Raw genomic sequence first — 25,680 nt, 5'->3', positions numbered from 1 at the left:
ATGATAGTACATAATCGGGAAGCGTGCACAGATGACTGCGCGGAAGACCGCCGCGGACCGCGTCAAGGCTTGCGGGACGCGGCGCCGGCCTTGGCCTGGTCGCCCGCGATCGCCACCGACAGTTTGGCCGGGTCGATGTACTTGCGGAAGGCGGCGTTGACCTGCTCCAGCGTGGCTGCCTTCAGCTTGGCCTCGTATTCCTTGCTCCAGCTGTAGGTGCGGCCCAGGTACAGATTGCGCGTCCAGCCGGCGGCCAGCACGTTGTCCTTGGTCCGGTTTTGCACCCGCTGCTGCAGCAGCCCCGATTTGGCGCCGGCCAGCTCCGCCTCGGTGAAGCCATCCTTGCGCACGCGCTCAAGCTCGTCGCGCACCGCCGCTTCCAGCTTCTTCAGGTTCTGCGGCGCGGCGATGGCGTTGATGGCAAAACCGCCCGCACGGTCTTCCTCGCCCGGCTGCAGATTGCTGCCGCCGCCGTACGACAGGCCATCCTTCTGGCGGATGCGGTCCATCAGACGCGATTTCAGGCCGCCGTCGCCGAAGATGTAGTTGGCCAGGTCCAGCAGCGGATAGTCGGCGTCGTTGACGTTCAGGTCCAGATCCATCTGCGCCGCGTAGAAGCCGTTCTCCTTGTCGGGCGCATTCAGATTGACCTGCAGCGGCGCCTTGTCCTGGTTGGTGCGCAGCACCTTGGCGTAGGCCACCTTGCTGTTCCAGCCGCCGAAGCTTTCGGCGATGGTCTTGCTGATCGCCGCCTTGTCGAAATCGCCGACGATGGCCAGCTCGCCGTGATCGGCGCCGTAGTACTGGTCGTGGAAGGCCTTGACGTCCTCCAGCTTGAGCGCCTTCAGCGCCGCCAGCTGATCGTCCAGGCTCATGGTGTTGCGGATGTCACCCTTCGGATAGTGGTTGAAATGCTTCGCCAGCGCTTCGCTGGCCAGCACCTGCGGCTCGCTGCGCGACGCCTCCAGGCCAACGATCCATTGCTGGCGCAGCTGCTCGAATTCCGCCGCGGGGAAGCTCGCCTCCCTCAGCACATGTGCGACCAGGCGCAGCGCCTCATCCAGATTCGGCCCGGTGGTTTCGAAGTTGTACAGATTGCCGCTGATCTTCAGCCGCGAGAAAGCATCGGCCAGCTGCTCGCGCGTGTACTTGCTGGTGCCGCGCATCAGCATCTCGTTGGCCGCGTTCATTTCGATGAACCTGTTGAACAGATTTTTCTCGTCGCCCCAGTGCAGCTGCAGGCTCACCGACACCGCCTCGCCGCGGTTCTTCTTCGGCAGCAGCGCCACTTTCAGACCGCCGATGTCCTTGATCTCAGTGCGGGCGTTGACGTTGTCCTGGCTCGGATCGAACACTTCCGAAGTCAGTACCGTGTCCTTGCCCTTGAAGTCCTTCATCACCTCTTCCACCGCCGGCGCCGGCGGGATATCGGCGCGCTGCGGATTATCTTCGGGAATGAATTCGCCCACCACGCGGTTGTCGCGTTTCAGATAGCGCGCCGCCACGTCGGCCACCTGCCGCGAAGTGATGGTCGGCAGTTTGTCGCGGCCTTCGAACAGCAGGCGCCAGTCGCCCAGCGAGATCTCTTCCGACAGCGCCACGCCCACCCGCTGCGGGTCGTTGAGCGACTTCTCGATGCTGTTGGCGAAGTTGCGGCGCGTGCGTTCCATCTCTTCTTCGGTCGGCGGCGTTTTGGCGAAGCTCTCGACGGTGTCGATCAGCGCGTCGCGCACCGGCTCCAGCGGCTGGCCCGCCTTCACCACCGCGCCGATCAGCTGCAGGCCGGGCGCATAACCGGTTTCGCCGAAGCTGAACACCTGCGCCGCCTTGCCGCTTTCCACCAGCGCCTTGTGCAGACGGCCGGTTGGCGTATCGCCGAGGATCTCCGACATGAAGCTCAAGGCATCGCTGTCGGCCTGCAGCGCGCCGGGCACCTTATAGCCCAGCATGACGATCTGCACATCGCCCTTGCGGCGCACGGTGAACATGCGCTCGCCGTCCTGGGTCGGCTCGACGGTCCAGAAAGGCGGCAGCTTGCGCTTGGGCTTGGGGATCTTGCCGAAGGATTTGCCGATCCAGGCCAGCGTCTGCGCCGGATCGAATTTGCCGGCCACCAGCAGCACCGCGTTATCGGGCTGGTAGTAGGTGTGATAGAAGTCCTGCAGATTCTTGATGCCGACATTCTCGATGTCGCTGCGGTTGCCGATGGTGGAGCGGCCGTAGCTGTGCCAGTCATAGGCCACGCTGTGCATGCGCTTGAGCAGCACCGAGAACGGGCTGTTCTCGCCGCTTTCGTATTCGTTGCGCACCACCGTCATCTCGGAATCCAGATCCTTGCGGGCGACGAAGGAATGCACCATGCGGTCCGCTTCCATGTCCAGCGCCCACTTCAGATTGTCCTGGCTGGCCTGGAACACTTCGTAGTAGTTGGTGCGGTCGAACGACGTGGTGCCGTTGAACTCCATGCCGCGGTTGGAAAACTCCTGCGGAATGCTGCGGTTCTTCGGCGAGCCCTTGAACATCATGTGCTCGAGCAGGTGGGCCATGCCGGTCTCGCCGTAGTTCTCGTGGCGCGAACCGACCAGGTAGGTGACGTTGACGGTGATGGTGGGCTTGGACGCGTCCGGGAACAACAGCACCTTGAGGCCATTCGGCAACCGGTACTCGGTGATGCCTTCGACCGACGGTCCCTTGACCACGCCGGCCGGCAGCGCCTGGGCATTGGCGGCCCAGGCGCTGCCGGTGGCGACAAAGGACAATCCGCACAGCAGCATGCTGGCGGCGGCGATGGTGTTCAGACGGCTGTTGTTCATCATTTTTTTTCGGAAAAAAACAAAGGAACGGACAGCATACGCCCTACCCCGCCTGCATGGGTAGAGTGCTTAAGCGGAAATTAATTACTTTTTATCGGGGACGATGCAGGCGTCGACGATCTGCAGATCGTTGTCCTTGGCGAAGGACTGCACGAAGTGATAGGCCAGCGGCTCGAGCTGGCGCAGCTTGCCGTTGACCACCACCGACTTGACGCCGTTGATCACGGTCGGGGTCACGTAAGGAGAATACTGCAGGTGGGCGTCGCGGCCGGTGGACACGCCCTCCGGCTTGAAGCAGGCCATCACCCCGCACAGGCGCTCAGCCCAGTCGCTGGGACGGAACTGTCTGCCATTGCTGGTTTGGCCAAGGATGAAGAACGAATCTTGCTGTTCTGCCGGTTTTTCGACTGACATAGGCGCGGCTGCTTCTGCGTAGATACTTGTTGGTGACAAGAGGGTGTGGGACTTGCTGGCTCTTACGTATTATATCTTATAGAAGACCTGAATACGTAAGTAGCTGATTTTCCGCACAGTTTTTCGCCAGACTCCCACTTTGGTGCAGGAAGAACATCACCCTGCACCACGGCAACCCCGCTATTGTACCTTTTTATGGCGATGATCCGAGCCACACGGCACTGGACAGCAGCAATAACAACATCATCCACAACAGCAGCGCGCGCCAGACCAGGCCGACCGTGCTTTGCAGCGCGCGGATGTTGGGCTCGTCGCCGGGCATCAGGTCCGGTTCCAGCTCGACATCGACGGTGGTGGCGTCGACCATCTGCGCGCGCACCGCGGTTTCCGCCGGCGCGCCCAGACGCACGCCCATGGCGCCGCCGCCGGCCGACAGGATGATGCCGATCGATTCATTGGTCCAGCGGTGGGCGAAGTTGCGCCAGGCGTAGATCGCATCCTCAAAGTTGCCGACCACGGCGAAGGCGACCGCGGTCAGGCGCACCGGGATCCAGTCGATCCAGTAAAACGCGCGCGCGGCGAACTGGCCGAACGCTTCGTTGCGCATGTGTTCGGGCTCGTTCCAGGCGCGCGCCAGGTGCTCGGCCACACGGTACATCACCGCGCAGGCCGGCCCCAGCGGCATCAGGAACCAGAAGAACACGCCGAACACATTGCGGTGCGTGGTGATCAGCGATTTCTCCACCGCGATGCGGGTGATTTCGGTGGCGTCCATGCCGACCGTGTCCTGGCGGGTCCATTCGGCCAGCAGCGCGCGCGCGGTGGTGTCATCGCCGGCGTTCAGCGCCAGCTGGATCGAGGTGAAATAGTGGCTGTAATGGCGGAAGCCCAGCGTCAGATACACGATCAGCACGTTCCATGCGAACGCGGCCAGGAACAGGTCGTAATGCTTGAGCACCCAGTAGATCAGCGCGGTCGGCACCATCAGAATCGCCATCATCAGGAACCAGCCGATGCGGCCGTGGGTCGAATGGCCGGCGTTGAACCAGGTCTCCATCCGCAACGCCAGACTCTTGATCTCGGCGTAAATCGGATTGTCTGCGCGCAGCGGCTTCATCTGCTCGATCAGCAGCGCGCATAGAATGGAAAGAAAAGTCATTAAACGTCCTTTGCGTTGGCATAGCCGTAGTGGGCCTCAGTATGCCCGCTACGATAGCCTAGTTACCGCTATGCGCGCAAGAAATGGAACAGATTGCGCAGCATGCCCGCGGTGGCGCCCCAGATGTAATAAGCCTCATACGGCATGGCGTAAAACGTGCGGCGTCCGCCCGCCAGTTCGACCGACAGGCGCTGGTGGTTCTTGCCATCCATCAGGAAGGCCAGCGGCACTTCGAAGATGGCAGCCACCTCGCCCGGATCGGCGCTGACCTCGAACGGCGGCTGCACCAGTCCCACCACCGGCGTCACGCAATATCCGGTGCCGGTCAGATAGCGCGGCAGGCTGCCGAGGATTTCCACGTGGCGCCGCGCCAGGCCGATCTCCTCTTCCGACTCGCGCAGCGCGGTGTCGATGGCGTCGCTGTCGTAGTCCTCGGCGCGGCCGCCGGGGAAGCTGATCTGGCCCGGATGGTCGGTCAGGTGCGCGGTGCGCTGGGTCAGCAGAATGGTCAGGCCGGACGCACGCTGCACCAGCGGCACCAGCACCGAGGCCGGCGTCGGCGCGCGGTCTTCGCGGCCCGGCAGCGCGCGCTCGCCGGCTTCCGGCGTCCACGGCGGCGGCGCGGCAAAGCGCGTGCGCAACCAGTCCGCCTGCAGGCGCTCGGCGGCCAGGGCCGGTTCGCCGGCGATGGCTTCGACGGGAAGTTGTTGCGGATCGAACAGGGGCTTGGCCACGGGGCACCTCCTTCAGACGAAAAAGGGCGCCCACGGGCGCCCTTCTCTCCAAACACAACCGATATTACGCGGCTGCTTTCGCTGCTGCTGGGCGGCGGTTTGGCAGTTTTTCCTTGATACGTGCCGACTTGCCGGAACGATCACGCAGGTAGTACAGCTTGGCGCGACGTACGTCACCGCGGCGTTTCACTTCGATCGAAGCGATCAGCGGCGAGTACAGCTGGAAGGTACGCTCAACGCCTTCGCCGGACGAGATCTTGCGAACGATGAAGTTCGAGTTCAGGCCACGGTTGCGACGGGCGATAACAACGCCTTCGTAAGCCTGGGCGCGCTTGCGGGTGCCTTCGACTACGTTCACGTTGACTACCACGGTATCGCCAGGTGCAAATTCAGGGATGTTTTTGCCCAGGCGAGCGATTTCTTCTTGCTCGAGTTGTTGAATCAGGTTCATTTCAGACTCCAAAAACCATCTTGCTGGCGCGCTCTAGATGCCCAGTAGAGGATGGGGTTTAACAAAGCGGGGTTTTACAAACCCGCCAAAAATTGCTCGTCATGTTTGGTGAGCAAACCTGCCTCACGTGCCTTGACCAGCAAATCCGGTCGCTTGCGCGCGGTCGCTTCCAGCATGCGCTGGCGGCGCCATTTTTCTATCTCGGCGTGGTTGCCGCCCATCAGGATCGGCGGCACTTCCACCCCTTCGTACGATACCGGCCGCGTGTAGTGCGGCGAATCCAGCAGGCCATTGACGAAGCTGTCTTCGATGGCCGAGGCGTCGGTGTTCAGCACGCCGGGAATCTGGCGGATCACCGCGTCCATCAAGGCCATCGCCGGCAATTCACCGCCGGACAGCACGAAATCGCCGAGGCTGATTTCCTCGTCGACGCAACGGTCGAGCAGGCGCTGATCGACCGCTTCGTAGCGGCCGCACAGGACCACCAGACCGGGCTCCTGCTTCAGCTGCATCACGCGCTCGTGCGTCAACTGCTTGCCCTGGGGCGACATGAACACCACCCGCGGCGGCGGCAGACCGGCGTCGGTCTGGCGCTGCCGCGCGGCGTGGATGGTCTGCTCCAGCGGCTTGGCCAGCATCACCATGCCGGGGCCGCCGCCATATGGGCGGTCATCCACGGTGCGGTGATTGTCGGTGGTGAAATCGCGCGGATTCCACAACGTCAGGCCACATTTATTCTGTTCAAACGCGCGCCGGGTCACGCCCGACTGCGTAATCGCGGCAAACATTTCCGGGAACAGGGTTACGACATCGAATTGCATGGCGAACCGCCCTCAATGTATTGCGCTAATAGTCAAGGCCCCAGTCGACGATGATCTTGCCCGCTTCCTTGTCCACCTTATTGATGAACGCGTCCACAAACGGGATCAGGCGCTCTTGCGCCGCCACATCGGGGTCGGCATCGGGTGCGGGAGCCGGCGTGATGCGCAGGATCGATTGCGGTCCATTGCTCATCATGTCAGTCACCTTGCCCAGGTGCTCACCTTGTAAATTCTCTACTTCCAGACCGATCAGATCGGTCCAGTAAAACTCGTCTTCGGCCAGCGCCGGGAAACGGCTTTGCGGGATGAAGACACCGGCGCCCTTGAGCGACTCGGCCAGATCCCGGTCGGCAACACCCACCAGGCGCGCCACGACATCGCCGCTATGCAGTTTGACCTGCTGCACATCGACATCGCGCAACGCCGGCTTATCCAGCCACCAGGTCTTGACCTTGCGAAGTGCATCCGCCTCTTCCGAGAAAGGACGGATCCTGACCCAGCCGGCGATACCGTAGGCACCGGCGATGAAGCCCACCTGCACCAGGTCTTCGGGGATTTTCACCCCGGATGCATTCTTCTCGGTCAAACCGGCTACCAGACGAATTAAGCTGCTGCTTTCTTGTTCTGGGCGACCAGACGGGCAACGGTTGGCGACAGTTGCGCGCCGACGGACTGCCAGTGAGCCAGACGGTCTTCGGTGATACGCAGGCCAACTTCAGCGCCGGAAGCCATCGGGTTGTAGAAGCCGATACGCTCGATGAAACGGCCATCGCGACGGTTACGCGAATCGGTTGCAACGATGTTGAAGAAAGGACGCTTTTTTGCGCCACCACGAGCTAAACGAATAACGACCATAATATTTCCAAAAATTGTGCTAGGACGGAAAAAGCCGCAAATTATAGCGCGCTTGGCCGCGAAGCAGCAAGCGTTAATGAAATAATCGGGCAGATTGAGGTAATCAAAGATTATCCCCCGTTCCGGCGTTCAGGGCAATAGCTGTGCTATTAAAAAAGAGTCGCCGGGGGCCGTATTATGCCTGATACTGGCGGTTTACCGACCATTTTGCTGAATAAACATGACTGCTTTGCATCGTGCCCGTCACAAAAACAAGACACTGGCGGCCCTGCTGGCCTTCCTGCTCGGCGGACTGGGGCTGCAGCGGCTGTACCTGGGCGGCCTGCGCGACCGCTGGCTGTGGGCGCACCTGGCCTGCCTGCCGGCCTCGCTGCTGATCTCGGCGCTGGCGCCGCAGGCGGACGGTTTTTACAAGCTGCTGCCGATCATTGTGTCCGGCCTGGCCGGCTTCCTCGAAGCGCTGGTGATGGGCCTGACGCCCGATGAAAAATGGGACGCCCGCCACAACGCCGCCTCGGGCCGCCAATCGGACACTCACTGGCCGGTGGCGGTGGTACTGGTGGCCAGCATGATGATCGGCGCCGGCGGCCTGATTGCCACCATCTCGCGTCTGTTTGACTTACTGTACACTGGCGGAGCCTATGGCTAAGAAGGAGAACAACATGCATAACCGCACCCTGCTGGCGACGATGCTGCTGGCCAGCCTGACCACCGGCGCCGCCCAGGCGCAGATGTCGAAGGACCAGTACAACGCCGAAACCCGGCGCATCAACACCCGCTACGCCGAAGATAAAAAGCTGTGCGCGGATGAAAACAATTCCGGCGCGCGCATGCAATGCCTGCGTGACGCCAAGACCGCATACGACAAAGCGCTGACGCAAGCCAAGACTGCCTACCAGAGCAAGCCGGGCGCCTGCCATGGCGAGTGCGGCAAGGTAACCTCGGTGGTGCTGGGCGAAAAGGCTGGCGAGAGCAGCTCGCTGGGCCTGATCGCCGGCGGCGTCGCCGGCGCCCTGCTCGGCAACCAGGTCGGCAGCGGTCACGGCCGCCAGGTGGCGACGCTGGCCGGCGCCGCCGGCGGCGCCTACGCCGGCAAGAAGATCGAGGAAAAAGCCAAGGCCAGCAAGCAGTGGACCGTCAACGTCCGCTACGACAACGGCCGCGAAGCCAGTTTCCTGTTCGACCACGACCCGCAGATGCTCAGCGGCGACCGCGTCGAACACGTCAACGGCACCATCGTGCGTCGCTGATCCATGGCTGCGTTTCCGCTGGAATGGCAAGGACTCGTGGATCAGGCCGCAGCCAGGCTGCGCGCACTGGCACTGGACGAAAACGCCAAGGAAAAGTTCTGCAATGACCCGCTGCTGCAGCCATACATGCACAAGGTGTCGCAGCGCTACGTGGCCGGACGCAGCGTGGACGAGGCCTTGCAACGCGTCGAACAGATTATCGCGCGCGGCCATGCGGCGTCGGCCGAATACATGGGCGAGAGCGTGCGTGAGGAGGCGTTTGCCATGGCCGAAACCGAAGTGTTCCTGCAACTGGTGCGCGCCATCGGCCAGCGCAACCTGAACTGCTCGATCTCCTTCGACGTGTCGCACGTCGGCTCGCTGGCGGACCTGGAACTGGGCTACCGCAACGCCCGGCGCATCGCCCTGGCGGCGGCCGAGATCAACCGCGAAGTGATGATCTCGATGGAAGGCGCGGACCGTGCCGACGACATCTACGCCATCTACACCCGGCTGCACCGCGAAGACGACTTGCGCAACGTCGGCATCACCGTGCCGGCCAAGCGTCACCGCACCGCCCAGGATTTGCCGCAGCTGATGAAACTGCCCGGGCGCATCCGCCTGGTGAAAGGCGCCTTCCTCGAACCGCCCGGCGTGGCGCACGAACGCAACAGCCCGGAGCTGGCGGCCACCTACCACCGCTACGCACAGGAACTGCTGCTGAGCGGCCACAAATGCTCGATCGCCACGCACGACAGTAACATCCAGGCCGGCATCGCCGACCTCATCGTGCAGGAACGCATCGACCCGCGCTGGTTCGAGTTCGAATCGCTGATCGGCCTCGGCACCGAACAGATCGACGCCCTGCAGGCGCGCGGCTTTCCGACACGCGAATACGCGGTGTTTGGCGAAGAGCACTTCCTCTACGTGCTGAACCGGATTGCCGAAGAACCGGTGCGCGTGTATCAGGCGATCATCGACCTTAGTGCAGACCAGTAGAAGCGCGCGACATCAGGCCGGCCCGCAATGGGCGTGAAGCGCGCCTGGCGCCGGCCGCCAGCGCCCAGGCAAGCACCCAACGCCCGGCCCGAATTTCCTCGGCCATCGATTCGGCGCGCAACAGACGCTGGGCCGCGGCATTCATACGCTTGATCGCGTAAGCTTTGCGATGGGTCGAAATGGCGGTGCGGATAAAGATGGAATTCATTGCTGGCCTCGATAACGTATCCAGCTTGTACGTATCGCCCAGCGAATTGGATTCAATCCGGGGTCAGGTCTTCCATTGCGTCACGGGCTCTGCTGTAGCGACCGCTACAGCAGAGCCCGTGACGCAATGGAAGACCTGACCCCGGAGTTTGCCTCCGGAGTTTAGAACTGCTCGACGTCGAGCGCGAGGACGCCGGCGCTGCCGTCGACGATGGCGCTGCGCATGCCGCCCGATTGCGCCAGGAAGTGGTCGGCAAAGAAGCGCGCGGTGACGATCTTGGCCTGGTAGAAGCTGGCATCGCCTTCGCCGGCCGCCAGCTTCCGCTGCGAAATCAGCGCGGCGCGCGCCATCTGCCAGCCGCCCAGCACGATGCCGGCCAGCTTCAGGTACGGTACGCTGCCCGCGAACACGCCCTTGATGTCGCCCTTGAAGTTGGCCACCACGTAGTCCACCACCGCTTCCAGATCCGCCGCGCCCTGCCCCAGGCGCTTGCGGATGGCGGCGAAGTCGGCGCCTTCCACACCTGCCAGCTCGGCTTCGGTGGCGCGCACTTGCGCGATCAGGTCTTTCGCCACCTTGCCGCCGTCGCGTACGGTCTTGCGGCCGATCAGGTCGTTGGCCTGGATGGCGGTCGTGCCTTCGTAGATGGTCAGGATCTTGGCGTCGCGGTAGTGCTGCGCCGCGCCGGTTTCTTCGATGAAGCCCATGCCGCCGTGGATCTGCACGCCGTCGCGGGTGACGTCCTGCGACATTTCGGTCGACCAGCCCTTGATCACCGGCACCAGGTATTCGTACACGGCCTGGTTGCGCGCGCGTTCGCCGGCGTCGGCGCTGTGGTGCGCCTGGTCGTACAGCGATGCGCCGACGTAGGCCAGCGCGCGCGCCGCCTCGGTCTGGGCACGCATGTTCATCAGCATGCGGCGCACGTCCGGATGATGGATGATGGCCACGCCGGCCGGCGAGCCGTTCAGGTCGCGCGATTGCACGCGCTCCTTGGCGTACGCCAGCGCGTGCTGGTAGGCGTGCTCGGATACGCCGATGCCCTGCATGCCGACGCCGAAGCGCGCCGCGTTCATCATGATGAACATGTACTCCAGGCCGCGGTTCTCTTCGCCCACCAGCGTGCCGATGGCGCCGCCGTTGTCGCCGAACTGCAGCACCGCGGTCGGGCTGGCCTTGATGCCGAGCTTGTGCTCGATCGAGACGCAGTGCGCGTCATTGCGCGCGCCCAGCGAGCCGTCGGCGTTGACCAGGAACTTCGGCACGATGAACAGCGAGATGCCCTTCACGCCCGCTGGCGCGTCCGGCGTGCGCGCCAGCACCAGGTGGATGATGTTTTCGGTCATGTCGTGATCGCCATAGGTGATGAAGATCTTGGTGCCGAAAATCTTGTAGGTGCCGTCGCCCTGCGGCTCGGCGCGGGTGCGTACGGCGGCCAGGTCGGAGCCGGCCTGCGGCTCGGTCAGGTTCATGGTGCCGGTCCACTTGCCGGTCACCAGCGGTTCCAGGAAGGTGGCTTTCTGCGCGTCGCTGCCGGCGGTCAGCAGCGCTTCGATGGCGCCGTCCGACAGCAGCGGGCACAGCGCGAACGACAGGTTGGCGCCGTGCAGCATCTCCACGCACGGCGTGCCGACCAGCTTGGGCAGACCCTGGCCGCCGAATTCGGTCGGATGCTGCAAGCCCTGCCAGCCGGCGTCGGCGAACTGGCGGAATGCTTCCTTAAATCCGTTCGAGGTGACCACGCCTTCCCTGGTCCAGTAGCTCGGCTCCTTGTCGCCCGCATGGTTCAGCGGGGCGATTTCGCCGGCGACGAATTTCGCGCATTCTTCCAGCACGGCCTCGGCGGTTTCCGGGGTGGCGTCCTCGCAGCCCGGCAGTTCGCTGATGGCTTGCAGGCCGGCCAATTCGTTCATCACGAACAGCATGTCTTTGATCGGTGCTTGATACGGCATCTCTGTCTCCAAGAAAAAGGCCACGGCAATCCGGCATGTCCGGATCAGCGTGGCCTTGGATTTGCTTTTATTCGGTATTAACCCAGTTCGGCAACCAGTTGGGGCACGACTTCGAACAGGTCGCCTACGATGCCGTAGTCGGCAACGGAGAAGATCGGCGCTTCCGGATCCTTGTTGATGGCGACGATGGTTTTCGAATCCTTCATGCCGGCCAGGTGCTGGATCGCGCCGGAGATGCCGACCGCGATGTACAGGTTGGGCGCGACGATCTTGCCGGTCTGGCCCACCTGCCAGTCGTTCGGCACGAAGCCCGCGTCCACGGCGGCGCGCGAGGCGCCCATGGCGGCGCCCAGCTTGTCGGCCAGCGGCTCCAGGAGCTTGAACGCTTCGCCCGAACCCATGCCGCGGCCACCGGAAACGATGATCTTGGCGGCGGTCAGCTCAGGACGGTCCGACTTGGCCACTTCGCGGCCGACGAAGGCCGATTTGCCCGAATCGGCCACGGCCGCCACGGTGTCCACCGCGGCCGCACCGCCGGTGGCGGCGGCGGCGTCGAAGCCGGTGGCGCGCACGGTGATGACCTTGACCTTGTCGCCCGACTGCACGGTGGCGATGGCGTTGCCGGCGTAGATAGGACGCTCGAAGGTGTCCGGCGAGTCGACCTTGGTGATTTCCGAGATCTGCGCCACGTCCAGCTTGGCGGCCACGCGCGGCAGGATGTTCTTGCCGTACGCGGTGGCGGGCGCCAGGATGTGGCTGTACGAAGCGGCCACGGCCAGTACCTGCTCGGCGACGTTTTCGGCCAGGCCGTCGGCGAAGTGGGCGGCGTCGGCGTGGAGCACTTTCGACACGCCGGCGATGGCGGCGGCGGCGGTAGCCACGGCGGCGGCGTTGGCGCCGGCCACCAGCACGTGCACGTCGCCGCCGCACTGGGCGGCCGCGGTCACGGTGTGCAGGGTGCTGGCCTTCAGGCTGGCGTTGTCGTGTTCTGCGATAACTAATGCGACCATGTTGGATTTCCTTTAGATGACTTTAGCTTCGGTGCGCAGTTTTGCGACCAGGGTGGCGGCGTCCGGTACGGTGATGCCGGCGGAACGTTTCGCCGGCTCGGCAACCTTGACGGTCTTCAGACGCGGGGTGACGTCCACGCCCAGGTCTTCCGGCTTGGTCACGTCCAGGGTTTTCTTCTTCGCCTTCATGATGTTCGGCAGGGTCACGTAGCGCGGCTCGTTCAGGCGCAGGTCGGTGGTGACGATGGCCGGCAGGGTCAGCGCCAGGGTTTCCAGGCCGCCGTCCACTTCGCGGGTGACGGTGGCTTTGCCGTCTTCCAGCACCACTTTCGAGGCGAAGGTCGCTTGCGGCCAGCCCAGCAGCGCGGCCAGCATCTGGCCGGTCTGGTTGGAATCGTCGTCGATCGCCTGCTTGCCCAGGATGATCAGTTGCGGCTGCTCCTTGTCGGCCAGCGCTTTCAGCAGCTTGGCCACGGCCAGCGGTTCCAGTTCGGTGGCGGTTTCCACCAGGATGCCGCGGTCGGCGCCGATCGCCATCGCGGTACGCAGGGTTTCCTGGCACTGGGTCACACCAGCCGATACGGCGATCACTTCGGTGACCTTGCCGGCTTCCTTCAGGCGGGTGGCTTCTTCCACCGCGATCTCGTCGAACGGGTTCATCGACATTTTGACGTTGGCGATATCGACGCCGGTGCCGTCGGACTTCACACGCACTTTGACGTTGTAGTCAACCACACGTTTGACAGGTACCAAGACTTTCATAGCTGTGCCTTTGGGAAAAGATGAATTCGGGACTAAATAATGTGGGCTAGATTATATGAGAAATCAGCCCCGCACAAGAAATTAAAGCACGATCGTGCGATTTTTAGCTAGTAGAAATCGTCTAAAAAAACCAAGCGGTCAGACGATTCGAAAAGGGAAAAATGCAGCGCGGATTATTTGCGCCGCATCAAAAAGACAAACTCACGACCGGTCTGGACGTGCGACAACAGGGCGTTGCCGGTCTGTTTGGCGAAAGCCTGGAAATCCCGCACCGAACCGGGGTCGGTGGCCATGATGCGCAGCACTTCACCACTTTGCAGTTCGGTAAGTGCCTTCTTGGCCTTCAAAATTGGCAATGGGCAATGCAAGCCGCGCGCATCCAGTTCCTTATGGAATTCGATGATTTCGTTTTCAAGTATCGTTTCGCTCATCAAGAAACCTGCTTTTTCGTGAGGGGGTGTCGTCATACTACTCCTTTTCCGGCCGGATGACGCGCTGCACCAAAATAGTTCGTAGTGCGTTGCAAGTTTGCAACGGGAACTGGAAAGTATACAACAGCTCCCCCCGAACGACAACGGCCCGCGCGTGGAGCCATCCCACGCGCGGGCCGCATAAACACTGCTTTATAGCGGTTTTATTGCCTTAGATGCGCTCGCCTACCCAGGCGGAAACGCCGTCCAGCGCGGCCGCCAGACCGGCCGGATTGGTACCGCCGGCCTGCGCCATATCAGGGCGTCCGCCGCCCTTGCCGCCCACTTGTTGTGCGACGAAGTTGACCAGCTCGCCCGCCTTGACCTTGGCGGTGCTGTCGGCGGTAACGCCGGCGATCAGGCTGACCTTGCCGTCGTTGACCGAGGCCAGCACGATGGCGGCGGTCTTCAGTTTGTCCTTCAGCTTGTCCATGGTTTCGCGCAGCGCGGTGACGTCGGCGCCGTCCAGCGTGGCGGCCAGTACCTTGATGCCCTTGACGTCGACCGCCTTGCCGGCCAGCTCGTCGCCCTGGCCGGCGGCCAGCTTCGACTTCAGCGCGGCCAGTTCCTTTTCCAGCGACTTGACCTGGTCCTGCACGGCGCCGATCTTGACGGTCAGCTCTTCCGGATTGGCCTTCAGCGCGGCGGCGGCCTCGTTCAGCTTGCGCGCCATGCCCTGCACCAGCGCCAGCGCGCCTTCGCCGGTCACGGCCTCCACGCGGCGGATGCCGGCCGCGACGCCGCCTTCCGACACGATCTTGAACAGGCCGATGTCGCCGGTGCGCTGCACGTGCACGCCGCCGCACAGCTCTTTCGAGGTGCCGATGTCCAGCACGCGCACTTCATCGCCGTACTTCTCGCCGAACAGCGCCATCGCGCCGTGCTTGACCGCGTCGTCGAACGACATGTGCTGCGCCTTGGTCGGGTGGTTTTCCAGGATCTCCTTGTTGACCTTGGCTTCCACTTCGGCGATCTGCTCGGCGCTCAGCGGGGCGTTGTGGCTGAAGTCGAAGCGGGTCTTGTCCGGATCGACCAGCGAGCCCTTCTGCTGCACGTGCGAACCCAGCACTTCGCGCAGGGCCTTGTGCATCAGGTGGGTGGCCGAGTGGTTGCGGATGGTGCGCGCGCGCTTGGCCTGGTCGACGTTGGCGCTGACCGCGTCGCCGACCTTCAGCGAACCGGAGGCCAGCACGCCGTGGTGACCGAACACATCGGCCTGGATCTTCAGCGTGTCGCTGACGTCGAACTGCGCGCCGGCGGCGGTGATCGCGCCCTGGTCGCCGACCTGGCCGCCCGACTCGGCGTAGAACGGGGTGGTGTCCAGCACCACGATGCCGGCCTCGCCCGCCTTCAGTTCCTGCACCGGCGTGCCGGCCGCGTACAGCGCGACGACCTTGCTGCTGAAGCTCAGCTCATCGTAGCCGACGAACTTGTTTTTCTCGCCCGAGTACTCGACCTTGGCGTCCTTGAACGACTTGCCGCCCTTGCGCGACAGTTCCTGGCTTTCCTTCAGCGCCGCATCGTAGCCGGCCTGGTCGAAGTGGATGTTGCGCTCGCGGCAGATGTCGGCGGTCAGGTCCGGCGGGAAGCCGTAGGTTTCGTACAGCGTGAAGGCGGTGGCGCCGTCGATGCCGGTGGCATCCTTGGCCAGCTGCGCCTCCAGCACTTTCATGCCGGTTTCCAGCGTCTCGCCGAAGCGCTCTTCCTCGGCCTTGAGCATCTTGGCGACGTTGTCCTTGGCATCTTCCAGCTCGGGATAGGCGGCGCCCATCTCGATCGCCAGGTCATTGACCAGCTTGTAGAAGAACGGCTTGGTCTGGCCCAGCTTGTGGCCGTGGCGCAGCGCGCGGCGGATGATGCGGCGCAGGACGTAGGCGCGGCCTTCGCTGCCAGGAATCACGCCGTCGACGATCATGAACGCGGCCGAACGGATGTGGTCGGCGATCACGCGCAGCGATTTGTTTTCCAGGTCGGTGGCGCCGGTTTCGCGCGCGGCGGCCTTGATCAGGTTCTGGAACAGGTCGATCTCGTAGTTCGAGTGCACGTGCTGCAGCACGGCGGCCAGACGTTCCATGCCCATGCCGGTGTCGACCGACTGCTTCGGCAGCTTGTGCAGCACGCCCTGCTCGTCGCGGTTGAACTGCATGAACACCAGGTTCCAGATTTCGATGAAACGGTCGCCGTCTTCTTCCGGCGAGCCTGGAGGGCCGCCCCAGATGTCCGGGCCGTGGTCGTAGAAGATCTCGGTGCACGGACCGCATGGGCCGGTGTCGGCCATCTGCCAGAAGTTATCCGAGGCGTAGCGCGCGCCCTTGTTGTCGCCGATGCGGATGATGCGCTCTTTCGGCACGCCGACTTCGTTGGCCCAGATGTCGTAGGCTTCGTCGTCTTCCTGGTAGACCGTCACGGTCAGCTTGTCGACCGGCAGACCGTAGACCTTGGTCAGCAGTTCCCAGGCGTAGCTGATGGCGTCGCGCTTGAAATAGTCGCCGAAGCTGAAGTTGCCCAGCATTTCGAAGAAGGTGTGGTGACGCGCGGTATAGCCGACGTTTTCCAGGTCGTTGTGCTTGCCGCCGGCGCGCACGCAGCGCTGCACCGAGGTGGCGCGGGTGTACGGGCGGGTGTCGGTACCGGTGAACACGTCCTTGAACTGCACCATGCCGCTGTTGGTCAGCAGCAGGGTCGGGTCGTTGCCAGGCACCAGGGAGCTGGAACGGACAATCGTATGACCCTTGGATTCAAAGAACTTGAGGAATTTTTCGCGAATTTCAGATGATTTCATGTCGTATGCTGGTGGTGACTGGCAAATGCAAAGGGTTGATTATATATGAGCGAAGCCAGGGCCGATCAAATCGATGCGGTCCGTACAGAATCCATCCACGCCCCAGGCCAGGATTTCCCGCCCACGCGCCGGATCGTTGACGGTATAGCAAAACAGGCCATAGCCGGCCGCCTTGATGTCGCGGGCCAGTTCGGGCGTCAGATGCTTGTGGTTGGTGTGGATGGCCACCGCGCCCAGCGCCCTGGCCTGCTGTTGCCAATCGGCCGGAATGGTGTCGAGCAGATAGCCGCGCGGCACCTCCGGCGCGGCGTCGCGCGCCGCGGCCAGCGCCGCAAAGCTGAACGAGGACAGCAGCGGCACCCGGGCCGGATCGCCGGCGGCAATCTCGGCCGCGTAACTGTCGCGCGTGATGTTTGCCACCCAGGCGCCGGTGTCCGCCTCGAACCCGTCGGCCGGCTTGATTTCCACGTTCATCCAGATGCCTTGCGCCTTGCAGTAATCGATGAACTGGGTGAAGTACGGCACCGGCTCGCCAAGGAATTGCGGGCTGAACCAGCTGCCGGCATCCATGGCTGCCAGCGCCGCGGCGTCGGTGCCGGCGACGCTGCCGCGGCCGGCAATGGTACGCCCGAACTCGGGATCATGCACCACCATGCCGACGCCGTCGCGCGACAGCATCACGTCGAATTCGACCGCGTGAAAGCCGTGCGCCAGGCCGGCGCGCAGGCCGGCCAGGGTGTTTTCCGGCGCCAGCGTCCCGCCGCCGCGGTGTGCAACAATTTGGGGATAAGGCCACATGGTTCGCTCGACAGTCGTCATGGTAAGGATAGCAACGTTATCACGAACGAGCGGCCGGCTGCCAGCTTTCGGACTTGCAAAAAAACCACGTGCAGCGCGCCGGCCGAACCACTACACTAGCGGTCCTGATTGCCATACTGAAAAGGTTGAACACATCATGACAGCTCCAACAGCGCTGGGTCATCTCCGCGTCCTCGACCTGAGCCGCGTGCTGGCCGGACCGTGGTGCTCGCAGAATCTGGCCGATCTCGGCGCCGACGTGATCAAGATCGAACGCCCCGGCAGCGGCGACGACACCCGCGCCTGGGGACCGCCCTACGCGCGCGACGCCGACGGCAACGACACCACCGAAGCGGCCTACTATCTGTCGGCCAACCGCGGCAAGCGCTCGGTCACCATGGACATCGCCAGCGCCGAAGGCCAGACCCTGCTGCGCGAGCTGGTGCGCCATTGCGATGTGGTGCTGGAAAATTACAAGGTCGGCCAGCTCAAGCGCTACGGTCTCGACTACGAGACCTTGAAAACTATCAAGCCCGATCTGGTCTACTGCTCGGTGACCGGCTTCGGCCAGGACGGCCCCTACGCGCACCGCGCCGGCTACGATTTCCTGATCCAGGGCATGGGCGGCCTGATGTCGGTGACGGGCGAGCGCGACGACCTGCCCGGCGGCGGTCCGCAAAAAGCCGGCGTGGCGCTGACCGATCTGATGACCGGCATGTACGCCACCATCGCCATCCTGGCCGCGCTGACGCACCGCGACCGCAGCGGCGAAGGCCAGTACATCGACATGGCCCTGCTCGACGTGCAGGTGGCAATGCTGGCGAATGCCGGCAGCAACTACCTGAACAGCGGCAAGGTGCCCAAACGCTGGGGCAATGCGCATCCCAACATCGTGCCCTACCAGACCTTCCAGTGCGCCGACGGCTACATCATCGTCGCCACCGGCAACGATGGCCAGTACCAGAAATTCGTCGAGGCGGGCGGACGCGCCGATCTGGCGTTCCACGAGCGCTACGCCACCAATCCGCTGCGCGTGAAAAACCGCGATGAACTGGTGCCGCTGCTGGCGGAAATGGTGCTGCGACAACCGCGCGACTTCTGGCTCGAAAAACTGGAAGCGGTCGGCGTGCCCTGCGGCCCCATCAATAACCTCGAAGAGGTGTATGCCAATCCGCAGGTGCAGGCGCGCGGCGTGGTGATGGAGGTGCCGCATCCGACCGCCGGCAGCACCCGTCTCGTGCGCAGCCCGATGCGCATGTCCGCCACGCCGACCGACAACGCCATCGCGCCGCCGCTGCTGGGCCAGCATACGGATACGGTACTGCGCGACCTGCTTGGCCGCAGTGACGAAGACATCGCCGCCCTGCGCGCCAAAGGCGTGCTGTAGCCAGGCGGATCAGGCCAGGCGCATCCACTTTTTGGCGGAACGATACACCAGGTATATCAACAAGGCCAGGTCGATGGTCAGCATGACATGGGCCGTGCCCGAGACCATGTAATACGTGAAGTCGCTGACGCCGAGCGGACGCATGCCGCGGGCCATGAGCTCGACCAGCACGGCGCCTGCCGCGTACACTGCCAGAACAATGAGACTGTAGCTAAATCGCATGATCAAACTCCACAGGGTCTGTTTGTCGTCCATGACGCATCAGCTCCGCGCCAGCGGCCCGCTTCCTATTAGATGCGCAAATCCCGCTTGAGTTCCTGAATCTGGCTGTGCATCTGGCTGACCGCGCCTTTCATCTGGCCGGACAGGCTGTCGATGTACTCACAGATGCGTTTGGCGCGCCCGGCCAGCAGCTCCATGTCGCGCACCAGCTTGCGGATGCGCGCCTCGTCGGCCGACTGCAGCACCTCGCGCGCCTGGTCGGCGTGCGCGTCCAGCTTTTCCACGCAATCGCGCAACTCGCGCGGCAGGTTCGGTTCTGCTGAGGCCGCTTGCGCGGCCAGCCGCACCGCGCGCTCGACAAAATAAAACCGGTGCCCGATATCATTGGCGTGCAACATGATCGTCTCCTTCACTCGAATTGTCGTGACAGGGTTCGACCGTTTGCCGTCGCGGCGGTTTCAGCAATCGCGCCCGCTACTGATCCAGATCAGGCCGCAATCAGATAGCTGCGCAATGGGCGCCATGCGCGCCGCTTCAACTACATGGTCGCGTGGCTGCAACACATCAATAATTGCTGTCCAGGACGACGCGGAAAGTGCACTAGCAGTGCGACTGTGCCCCCATCCATCTGCTAGCATCAGTACATCGTCATAGAGCAATACGATATGGACAATCTTCCGCAGCCAGCCCACTCTCGCGCTCCGCGACGCACCCGCGCCGCCCCCTCCAGCGCGGCTTCAAAGTTAAAAGGCGCTGCGTTCGACCAACTGTTTGGCGCCAGTCCCTACTTTGCCTTTGCCTTGGACGAAGCGGGCCGGCTGCTGTACGCCAACGCCCACCTGCACCGACAGCTGGGTCCGCTCGGAGAAACCGTCAGCGCCGCCGCGCTGTACGCCACCTGGGCCCTGCCCATGCTGCACAGCGAGGCGCTGCCCACCGCGCGCATGCGCGGCTACTGGCGCGGCGAACTGGAGCTGGTGGGCGCCGACGGCAGCTATCATCCGGTAACCCAGACCATCGAGTGGCGCCCGGCCGATCAGTCGCCGTCGTATCTGTGCCTGGCCTACCCGCTCAACGATTACGACGTCTACGAATCGCGACTGCGCTTCAAGCACCTGTTCGAGGCGCACCCGCAGCCGATGTGGGTCTACGATCTGGAGACGCTGCGCTTCCTGGTGGTAAACGCGGCCGCCGTGGCCAAGTACGGTTACACCGAAGAGGAATTCCTGCAGCTGACCATCCGCGACATCCGCCCGCGCGAGGACCTGGACCGGCTCAGCAACAACCTGCAGGCGGCGCCGGCGCGCGGCGCGCAGCAGTCCGGCGTGTGGACCCACGTCAAGCGCGACGGCACCCGCATCGAGGTGGAAATCTCGTCGCACTCGGTGACGCTGTCGGGCCGCCCGGGCCGCATGGTGATCGCGCACGACATCACCAACCGCCTGGGCCTGGAAGCGGCGCTGCACGCCTCGCGCGAACTGAAGCAGCTGGTGATCAACCACATCCCGCACCAGATCTTCTGGAAGGGACTGGACGGCGCCTACCTCGGCTGCAACACCGTGTTTGCGCGCTTTGCCGGCCTGGCCAACAACGGCGACGTGGTCGGCAAGCGCGATCAGGATCTGCCGTGGGCGCACAGCGCCGAAAGCATCCGCGCCGACGATCGCGCCATCATCGCCAGCGGCGAAGCGCGGCTCAACGAGGAAGGCCACATGACGCTGGCCGACGGCAGCGCCCACTGGTACGTGATCAACAAGATGCCGTTCCATGACCAGTACGGCAACACCGTCGGCATCGTCGGCACCATCGAGGACATCACCGAACGCAAGCAGGCCGAACTGACCCTGCAGCTGCGCGGCCGCGCGCTCGAGGCCAGCGTCAACGCCATCGTCATCACCGCCCACGCGCCCGAGGGCGAGCTGATCGAATACGCCAATCCGGCCTTCCTGCGCCTGCTCGGCCACGCGCCGGAGGCGGTGCGCGGCAGCGACCTGCAGACGCTGCTGGGACCGCAGGACCGCGACAAGCAGGAAGCGCTGCGCGCCGCCATGCGCACGCGCCAGGAAGTCACGCTGATGCTGCGCATCCGCCACCGCGACGGCGCCCAGCTGTGGACCCAGCTGCACGTGGCGCCGGTGCCGGCGCCCGGCGGCGAGATCAGCCACCACGTCTGCGTGCTGACCGACATGACCGCCATCATCGATTACCAGGCCCAGCTGGAACACCAGGCCAACCACGACGCCCTCACCGGCCTGCCCAACCGCGCGCTGCTGAACGACCGCATGGCGCAGGCGGTCACCTTTTCGCAGCGCTTCCAGCACAGCATGTGGCTGGTAGTGATCGACCTCGACAACTTCAAGCTGGTCAACGACCACCTGGGCCACCAGGCCGGCGACCAGTTGCTGTGCGCGATCGCCACGCGCCTGCAGGCCTGCGTCGGCGAAGGCGACACGGTGTCGCGCCTGGGCGGCGACGAATTCGTGCTGCTGTTGCCGGTAGCCGATCTGCGGCCGCTGCCGACCGTGATGCAGCAGGTGCAGGATGCCATCGCCGCGCCGGTGGAGGTCTACGGCCAGACGCTGACCGTCACCGGCAGCATCGGCGTCAGCGTCTATCCCGACGATGGCGACGAGGCGCGGCAACTGCTGAAACATGCCGACATCGCGCTGTACCGCGCCAAGGAAGCCGGCCGCAACCAGGTGCAATTCTACGAGGCGGCGATGAACGAGCGCATCACCGAACGCGCCCTGATCGAAGCCGAGCTGCGCCACGCGCTGGCGCGCGATCAGCTGAGTCTGGTGTACCAGCCCAAGGTCGACCTGCACAGCGGCGCCATCACCGGCATGGAAGCGCTGCTGCGCTGGCGCCATCCGACGCTGGGCATGGTGTCGCCGGCGCGCTTCATCGGTGTGGCCGAAGAGACCGGGCTGATCGTCGGCATCGGCAGCTGGGTGCTGCGCACCGCCTGCGCGCAGGCGCGCGCGTGGCAGGATGCCGGACTGCCGCCGCTGCGGGTGGCGGTCAACCTGTCGGCGCGCCAGTTCCAGGACCAGCGCCTGAGCGACGAAGTGCAAGCGGCGCTGGAAGACAGCGGCCTGGCGCCGCCCTACCTGGAACTGGAACTGACCGAAAGCCTGATGATGCACAACGTCCAGGCCGCGGTCGGCGCCATCGAAAGCCTGAAGCGGCTGGGTATCGCGCTGTCGATCGACGACTTCGGCACGGGCTACTCCAGCCTGGCGTACCTGAAACAATTCCCGGTGGACTACCTGAAGATCGATCAATCGTTCGTGCGCGACATGCTGACCGAACCGAAAGTGGCGGCGATCGTACGCTCCGTCATTGCGCTGGGACACAGCCTGGGCTTCCGCATCATCGCCGAAGGCGTCGAGACGGCCGAACAGCAAGCCTATTTGCGCGAACAGCGCTGCGATGAAATGCAGGGTTACTACTTCAGCCGCCCGCTCGCGCCCGACGCCTTCGCCGCTAAAGTTACAGCGGCGCGAGTTTGCGCAGGCGCAGGGCGATGAGCAGCGCCAGCGCCAGCGCGCCGGCCAGCACGGCCACCACGCCCGGCCACGCCGCCTGGCCCCACAGGATGCCGGTCGCCGAGCCGATCACGCTGGAGCCCAGGTAGTAGAAGAACAGGTACAGCGCCGATGCCAGGGCTTTGTTGCTGCGCGCGCGCCGGCCGACCCAGCTGCTGGCCACCGAGTGGGTGGCGAAAAACCCGTAGGTGAAGATGGCCACGCCCAACAGGGTCAGCGGCAGCCAGTCCGACAAGGTCAACAGCAGCCCGGACAGCATGATGACGGCCATCATCCACAGCACGTGGCGGCGGCCGTAGCGGTCGGCCAGCCGCCCCGCCCACACCGAGCTGTAGATGCCCAGCAGGTAGAAGAACGACACCGCGCCCACCACGCTCTGGCTCAGGCCGAACGGCGCCGCCAGCAGGCGGTAGGCGATGTAGTTGTACAGGCTGACGAAGGCGCCCATCAGCAGAAACGCCAGCGTGAACAGCCACGGCAGGCCGGCGTCCGACAGATGCTGTCTGAAGCCGCCCGTCAGCGCACGCCAGCCGCCACCGGCCGGATTGAAGTGGCGCGACGCCGGCAGGCTGCGCCAGAATTCGGCCGCCGCGCCAATGCCGGCCACGCCCACCATCGCCAGCGCCAGCCGCCACGACAGGTGGTCGCTCAGCACCGAGGTGATCACGCGTCCCGCCATGCCGCCGAACGCACTGCCGCTGATGTACAGCCCCATCGACAGGCCCAGCGACGCCGGTTCGATTTCCTCGCTCAGGTAAGCCATGGCGATGGCCGGCATGCCGCCCAGCGCGATGCCGAGCAAGGCGCGCAGCGCCAGCAGTTGCGGGTAATTGCCGGCAAATGCGCACAGCACGGTGAGGATGGCGGCGCTCGCCATTGCGCCCACCATCAGCGGCTTGCGGCCCAGCCGTTCGGACACCGCGCTGGAGGCGATCAGCGACAGCGCCAGCGCGCCGGTCGAGATCGACAGCACCATGCTGCTCTGCGCCGCGCTCAGCACGAACTCGTGCGACAGCAGCGGCATCAGCGGCTGCACGCAGTACAGCAGCGCAAAGGTGGAGAAGCCACCGAAAAACAGCGCGCGGTTGGTGCGCTTGAATTCGGGACTGCCGACGGTGATCCGTCCGGCGGCGACCGGCGCGGCGGCGATGGTGGTGGCGGCGGAAGTGGCGCTCAGCGACATGGTGCGATCCTGCTGGAGAGGTACGATGACCTCATCTTAGGATTGCCACAGTAAGCTGTCCAATATATATTTAAACCGTCAGTCATACTTTAAAAAGATAATGGAACTGCGCCACCTACGTTATTTCGTCGCCGTCGCCGAGGAGCTCAGCTTCACCCGTGCGGCCGAGCGGCTGCACATCGGCCAGCCGCCGCTGAGCCATCAGATCCAGCAACTGGAAGCCGAAGTGGGCGCGCAACTGCTGGAACGCAGCAAGCGCTGGGTGCGCCTCACGGAAGCGGGCAAGCTGTTCCTCGACGATGCGCGCCGGGTGCTGGCCCTGTCGGAACAGGCGGTGCAGACCGCGCGCCGCGCCGAACAGGGCGAGGCCGGCGAACTGCGCGTCGGCTTTACGTTTTCAACGCCGCTGACGCCGCTGTTCGCGGCGCTGATCAACCGCTACCGCCAGCGCTATCCGGGCGTCCGGCTGACCTTGCAGGAAATGTCGACGCTGGGCCAGATCGAAGCGCTGGCCGGCCGCGAACTGGACCTGGGCCTGGTGCGCCCGCCCGAGCTGACCTTGCCCGACGCGGTGACACTGACGATACTGCGGCGCGATCCGCTGGTGATGGTGCTGCCGGACGGCCACCCGCTGGCGGCGCAAGACAGCATCGCCATCAGCGATCTGAAAGGCGAGCCATTGGTGATGTATCCGGAAAGCGCCGGCACCGGCATCCATCCGCAGATCAACCGGCTGTGCCGCGAAGCCGGCTTCCAGCCGACCATCGCCATGGAGGCCGGGGAAGCCTCCACCATCATCGGCCTGGTGGCGGCCGGACTGGGCGTGTCGGTGCTGCCCAGTTCGTTCAACATCATCCAGATGCGCGGCGTCTGCTATCGCCCGCTGGCCGACCCGCAGGCCACCACGGCGCTCTACCTGGCCAGGCGCAAGGATGCGACCTCGCCGCTGGTGGCGGCCTTTGTGGCGGTCGCCACCGAGGCCGCGCGGACGCCGGAATAGTCAGGAATAGTCGGCGTCCAGCTCGGAGCCGGCGTAGTTTTCCAGCTCGGCGAACAGGGTTTTCATTGCCGCGCGGGTCTTGATGCTTTGCAGCACCGTGCAGTGCTCGCGGTAGCTGTTGATGCGCTCCAGCAGCACCGGGTGATGCTGCGCCGGCACCTGCGCCACCAGTTCGGCCCAGCCGGCCTCGTAGTCGGGCTTGTTGGCGCGCACCGCCTTGACGAAGCGCTCGAATTCCTTCTGGCCGGTGCGCGCGACGATGCGGCCGCCGCCCTCGACCGCGAAGATGATGGCCAGCGCGATCACCCCTTCCGCGTTGAGGTCGGCGTCCTTGACCGCGCCTTCCGTGTTGTGGCGGCGCAGCCAGTTGGCCAGCCGCACCACCGCCTGCACTTCCTTGCGCTGCTTGAGCTGGCCCTTGTAGCGTTCGAAGCCATTCCAGTTCTGGTTCGGATCGGTCAGGCAGATGTCGAAGAACTTGTCGCGCAGGCGCCGCTGCGCATACACCGGATCGGTATCGTACTCGCCGACCAGCGCATCTTCGGGCATGGCCACCAGGTCCTTGATCATGCGGAAGCCGATCTGGAAGGCGTGTTCGGCGCCCTCGTCGATCAGCAGGTCCAGCGCGGCCAGGTCGTCCTCGCCCGGCAGCGCCTCCTCCAGCCCCAGCGAGACACAGCCGGCGGTCAGCTGCAAGGCTTTCTGGATGCCTTCCGCCGTGCGGTCGTTGGTGAACTTCTCGGCCACCATGGCGGTGATGCCGGTCAGTTCATCGGCCAGGGTGTAGGCGGCGTCATCGTCGGGATGGGCCGCCAGTTGCTGGATCGCGCGCGTCAGGCGCGGCAGGGTTTCTACTACGATTGCCGGCAGCATGTATCCGCCA

At 64.2% G+C, this 25,680-nt stretch carries 25 protein-coding genes; 6 read left to right on the top strand and 19 right to left on the bottom strand.

From position 1 onward, the window contains the following. Positions 1 to 62 precede the first annotated feature (62 nt). From E4L98_RS23430 to rpsP, 8 genes are all read right to left on the bottom strand, one after another. Positions 63 to 2,813 (bottom strand): M16 family metallopeptidase, encoded by a 2,751-nt coding sequence (locus tag E4L98_RS23430; RefSeq protein ID WP_135203976.1) that lies wholly within the window; start codon positions 2,811 to 2,813, stop codon positions 63 to 65. An 84-nt stretch (positions 2,814 to 2,897) separates the two neighbouring features. Continuing rightward, positions 2,898 to 3,227, bottom strand: a complete 330-nt coding sequence (locus E4L98_RS23425) for a DUF3579 domain-containing protein (RefSeq protein ID WP_135203949.1) — start codon at positions 3,225 to 3,227, stop codon at positions 2,898 to 2,900. 193 nt (positions 3,228 to 3,420) lie between these two features. After that, positions 3,421 to 4,386, bottom strand: coding sequence for a CobD/CbiB family protein (locus E4L98_RS23420; protein ID WP_135203948.1), 966 nt, complete (start codon positions 4,384 to 4,386; stop codon positions 3,421 to 3,423). A 68-nt stretch (positions 4,387 to 4,454) separates the two neighbouring features. After that, positions 4,455 to 5,120 (bottom strand): CoA pyrophosphatase, encoded by a 666-nt coding sequence (locus E4L98_RS23415; protein WP_135203947.1) that lies wholly within the window; start codon positions 5,118 to 5,120, stop codon positions 4,455 to 4,457. A gap of 64 nt (positions 5,121 to 5,184) precedes the next feature. After that, complete coding sequence (rplS, locus tag E4L98_RS23410; protein ID WP_135203946.1) at positions 5,185 to 5,571, bottom strand: 50S ribosomal protein L19; 387 nt, start codon at positions 5,569 to 5,571, stop codon at positions 5,185 to 5,187. A 74-nt stretch (positions 5,572 to 5,645) separates the two neighbouring features. After that, positions 5,646 to 6,392, bottom strand: coding sequence for a tRNA (guanosine(37)-N1)-methyltransferase TrmD (trmD, locus tag E4L98_RS23405; RefSeq protein WP_135203945.1), 747 nt, complete (start codon positions 6,390 to 6,392; stop codon positions 5,646 to 5,648). A gap of 25 nt (positions 6,393 to 6,417) precedes the next feature. After that, positions 6,418 to 6,978: a ribosome maturation factor RimM gene (gene rimM, locus E4L98_RS23400; RefSeq protein ID WP_135203944.1), complete on the bottom strand. Its 561-nt coding sequence runs from the start codon at positions 6,976 to 6,978 to the stop codon at positions 6,418 to 6,420. Between the two features lie 17 nt (positions 6,979 to 6,995). Next, positions 6,996 to 7,247 (bottom strand): 30S ribosomal protein S16, encoded by a 252-nt coding sequence (gene rpsP / locus E4L98_RS23395; protein WP_135203943.1) that lies wholly within the window; start codon positions 7,245 to 7,247, stop codon positions 6,996 to 6,998. Between the two features lie 220 nt (positions 7,248 to 7,467). On the opposite strand from rpsP, the gene E4L98_RS23390 reads away from it, so the two are divergent. Genes E4L98_RS23390 through E4L98_RS23380 form a run of 3 tightly spaced genes read left to right on the top strand, consistent with a single transcriptional unit; the run spans position 7,468 to position 9,475 of the window. Next, positions 7,468 to 7,896 (top strand): NINE protein, encoded by a 429-nt coding sequence (locus E4L98_RS23390; RefSeq protein WP_135203942.1) that lies wholly within the window; start codon positions 7,468 to 7,470, stop codon positions 7,894 to 7,896. Between the two features lie 13 nt (positions 7,897 to 7,909). After that, positions 7,910 to 8,497, top strand: coding sequence for a glycine zipper 2TM domain-containing protein (locus tag E4L98_RS23385; protein WP_135203941.1), 588 nt, complete (start codon positions 7,910 to 7,912; stop codon positions 8,495 to 8,497). 36 nt (positions 8,498 to 8,533) lie between these two features. Further along, the gene (locus E4L98_RS23380; protein ID WP_229257533.1) at positions 8,534 to 9,475 is read left to right on the top strand and encodes a proline dehydrogenase family protein; all 942 of its coding nucleotides are present in this window, start codon (positions 8,534 to 8,536) and stop codon (positions 9,473 to 9,475) included. On the opposite strand, the gene E4L98_RS23375 is transcribed toward E4L98_RS23380, so the two are convergent. The 7 genes from E4L98_RS23375 to ugpQ all read right to left on the bottom strand — a co-directional run bounded on the left by E4L98_RS23375 (position 9,459) and on the right by ugpQ (position 17,457). Further along, positions 9,459 to 9,683 carry a hypothetical protein gene (locus E4L98_RS23375; protein WP_135203939.1) on the bottom strand — a complete coding sequence of 75 codons (225 nt, stop codon included), beginning with the start codon at positions 9,681 to 9,683 and terminating at the stop codon, positions 9,459 to 9,461. The genes E4L98_RS23380 and E4L98_RS23375 overlap by 17 nt on opposite strands. Positions 9,684 to 9,844: 161 nt before the next feature. Continuing rightward, the gene (locus E4L98_RS23370; RefSeq protein ID WP_135203938.1) at positions 9,845 to 11,635 is read right to left on the bottom strand and encodes an acyl-CoA dehydrogenase; all 1,791 of its coding nucleotides are present in this window, start codon (positions 11,633 to 11,635) and stop codon (positions 9,845 to 9,847) included. A 77-nt stretch (positions 11,636 to 11,712) separates the two neighbouring features. Continuing rightward, complete coding sequence (locus tag E4L98_RS23365; RefSeq protein ID WP_135203937.1) at positions 11,713 to 12,645, bottom strand: electron transfer flavoprotein subunit alpha/FixB family protein; 933 nt, start codon at positions 12,643 to 12,645, stop codon at positions 11,713 to 11,715. Between the two features lie 12 nt (positions 12,646 to 12,657). Beyond that, positions 12,658 to 13,407 carry an electron transfer flavoprotein subunit beta/FixA family protein gene (locus E4L98_RS23360; protein WP_135203936.1) on the bottom strand — a complete coding sequence of 250 codons (750 nt, stop codon included), beginning with the start codon at positions 13,405 to 13,407 and terminating at the stop codon, positions 12,658 to 12,660. Between the two features lie 173 nt (positions 13,408 to 13,580). Then, positions 13,581 to 13,808 (bottom strand): sulfurtransferase TusA family protein, encoded by a 228-nt coding sequence (locus E4L98_RS23355; protein ID WP_135203975.1) that lies wholly within the window; start codon positions 13,806 to 13,808, stop codon positions 13,581 to 13,583. Positions 13,809 to 14,049: 241 nt separating this feature from the next. Beyond that, positions 14,050 to 16,659 (bottom strand): alanine--tRNA ligase, encoded by a 2,610-nt coding sequence (gene alaS, locus E4L98_RS23350; RefSeq protein WP_135203935.1) that lies wholly within the window; start codon positions 16,657 to 16,659, stop codon positions 14,050 to 14,052. A gap of 39 nt (positions 16,660 to 16,698) precedes the next feature. Beyond that, on the bottom strand, positions 16,699 to 17,457 hold the full coding sequence (gene ugpQ, locus E4L98_RS23345; RefSeq protein WP_135203934.1) for a glycerophosphodiester phosphodiesterase: 759 nt from the start codon (positions 17,455 to 17,457) through the stop codon (positions 16,699 to 16,701). A gap of 157 nt (positions 17,458 to 17,614) precedes the next feature. Between ugpQ and E4L98_RS23340 the strand changes: the two genes are divergently transcribed. Then, complete coding sequence (locus tag E4L98_RS23340) at positions 17,615 to 18,844, top strand: CaiB/BaiF CoA transferase family protein (RefSeq protein ID WP_135203933.1); 1,230 nt, start codon at positions 17,615 to 17,617, stop codon at positions 18,842 to 18,844. Positions 18,845 to 18,853: 9 nt separating this feature from the next. Here the strand turns inward: E4L98_RS23340 and E4L98_RS23335 are convergent, their stop codons facing one another. Both E4L98_RS23335 and E4L98_RS23330 read right to left on the bottom strand, forming a co-directional pair. Beyond that, on the bottom strand, positions 18,854 to 19,099 hold the full coding sequence (locus E4L98_RS23335; RefSeq protein ID WP_135203932.1) for a hypothetical protein: 246 nt from the start codon (positions 19,097 to 19,099) through the stop codon (positions 18,854 to 18,856). 35 nt (positions 19,100 to 19,134) lie between these two features. Continuing rightward, the gene (locus tag E4L98_RS23330; RefSeq protein WP_135203931.1) at positions 19,135 to 19,464 is read right to left on the bottom strand and encodes a hypothetical protein; all 330 of its coding nucleotides are present in this window, start codon (positions 19,462 to 19,464) and stop codon (positions 19,135 to 19,137) included. Between the two features lie 402 nt (positions 19,465 to 19,866). On the opposite strand from E4L98_RS23330, the gene E4L98_RS23325 reads away from it, so the two are divergent. Continuing rightward, the gene (locus E4L98_RS23325) at positions 19,867 to 22,596 is read left to right on the top strand and encodes a sensor domain-containing protein (protein WP_229257532.1); all 2,730 of its coding nucleotides are present in this window, start codon (positions 19,867 to 19,869) and stop codon (positions 22,594 to 22,596) included. Here the strand turns inward: E4L98_RS23325 and E4L98_RS23320 are convergent. Then, complete coding sequence (locus E4L98_RS23320) at positions 22,559 to 23,797, bottom strand: MFS transporter (RefSeq protein ID WP_135203929.1); 1,239 nt, start codon at positions 23,795 to 23,797, stop codon at positions 22,559 to 22,561. The two genes, E4L98_RS23325 and E4L98_RS23320, sit on opposite strands and share 38 nt — an antisense overlap. Positions 23,798 to 23,897: 100 nt before the next feature. Here E4L98_RS23320 and E4L98_RS23315 point away from each other — a divergent pair, with 100 nt between their 5' ends. After that, the gene (locus tag E4L98_RS23315; RefSeq protein ID WP_135203928.1) at positions 23,898 to 24,797 is read left to right on the top strand and encodes a LysR family transcriptional regulator; all 900 of its coding nucleotides are present in this window, start codon (positions 23,898 to 23,900) and stop codon (positions 24,795 to 24,797) included. On the opposite strand, the gene E4L98_RS23310 is transcribed toward E4L98_RS23315, so the two are convergent. Beyond that, the gene (locus E4L98_RS23310) at positions 24,798 to 25,670 is read right to left on the bottom strand and encodes a hypothetical protein (RefSeq protein ID WP_135203927.1); all 873 of its coding nucleotides are present in this window, start codon (positions 25,668 to 25,670) and stop codon (positions 24,798 to 24,800) included. Positions 25,671 to 25,680: the final 10 nt, after the last annotated feature.

It is taken from the genome of Duganella callida (assembly GCF_004614165.1).
Lineage (GTDB): Bacteria > Pseudomonadota > Gammaproteobacteria > Burkholderiales > Burkholderiaceae_D > Rugamonas > Rugamonas callida.
Note: the sequence above shows the minus strand (reverse complement) of the source record. Positions and strands in the feature narration are given on the sequence as shown.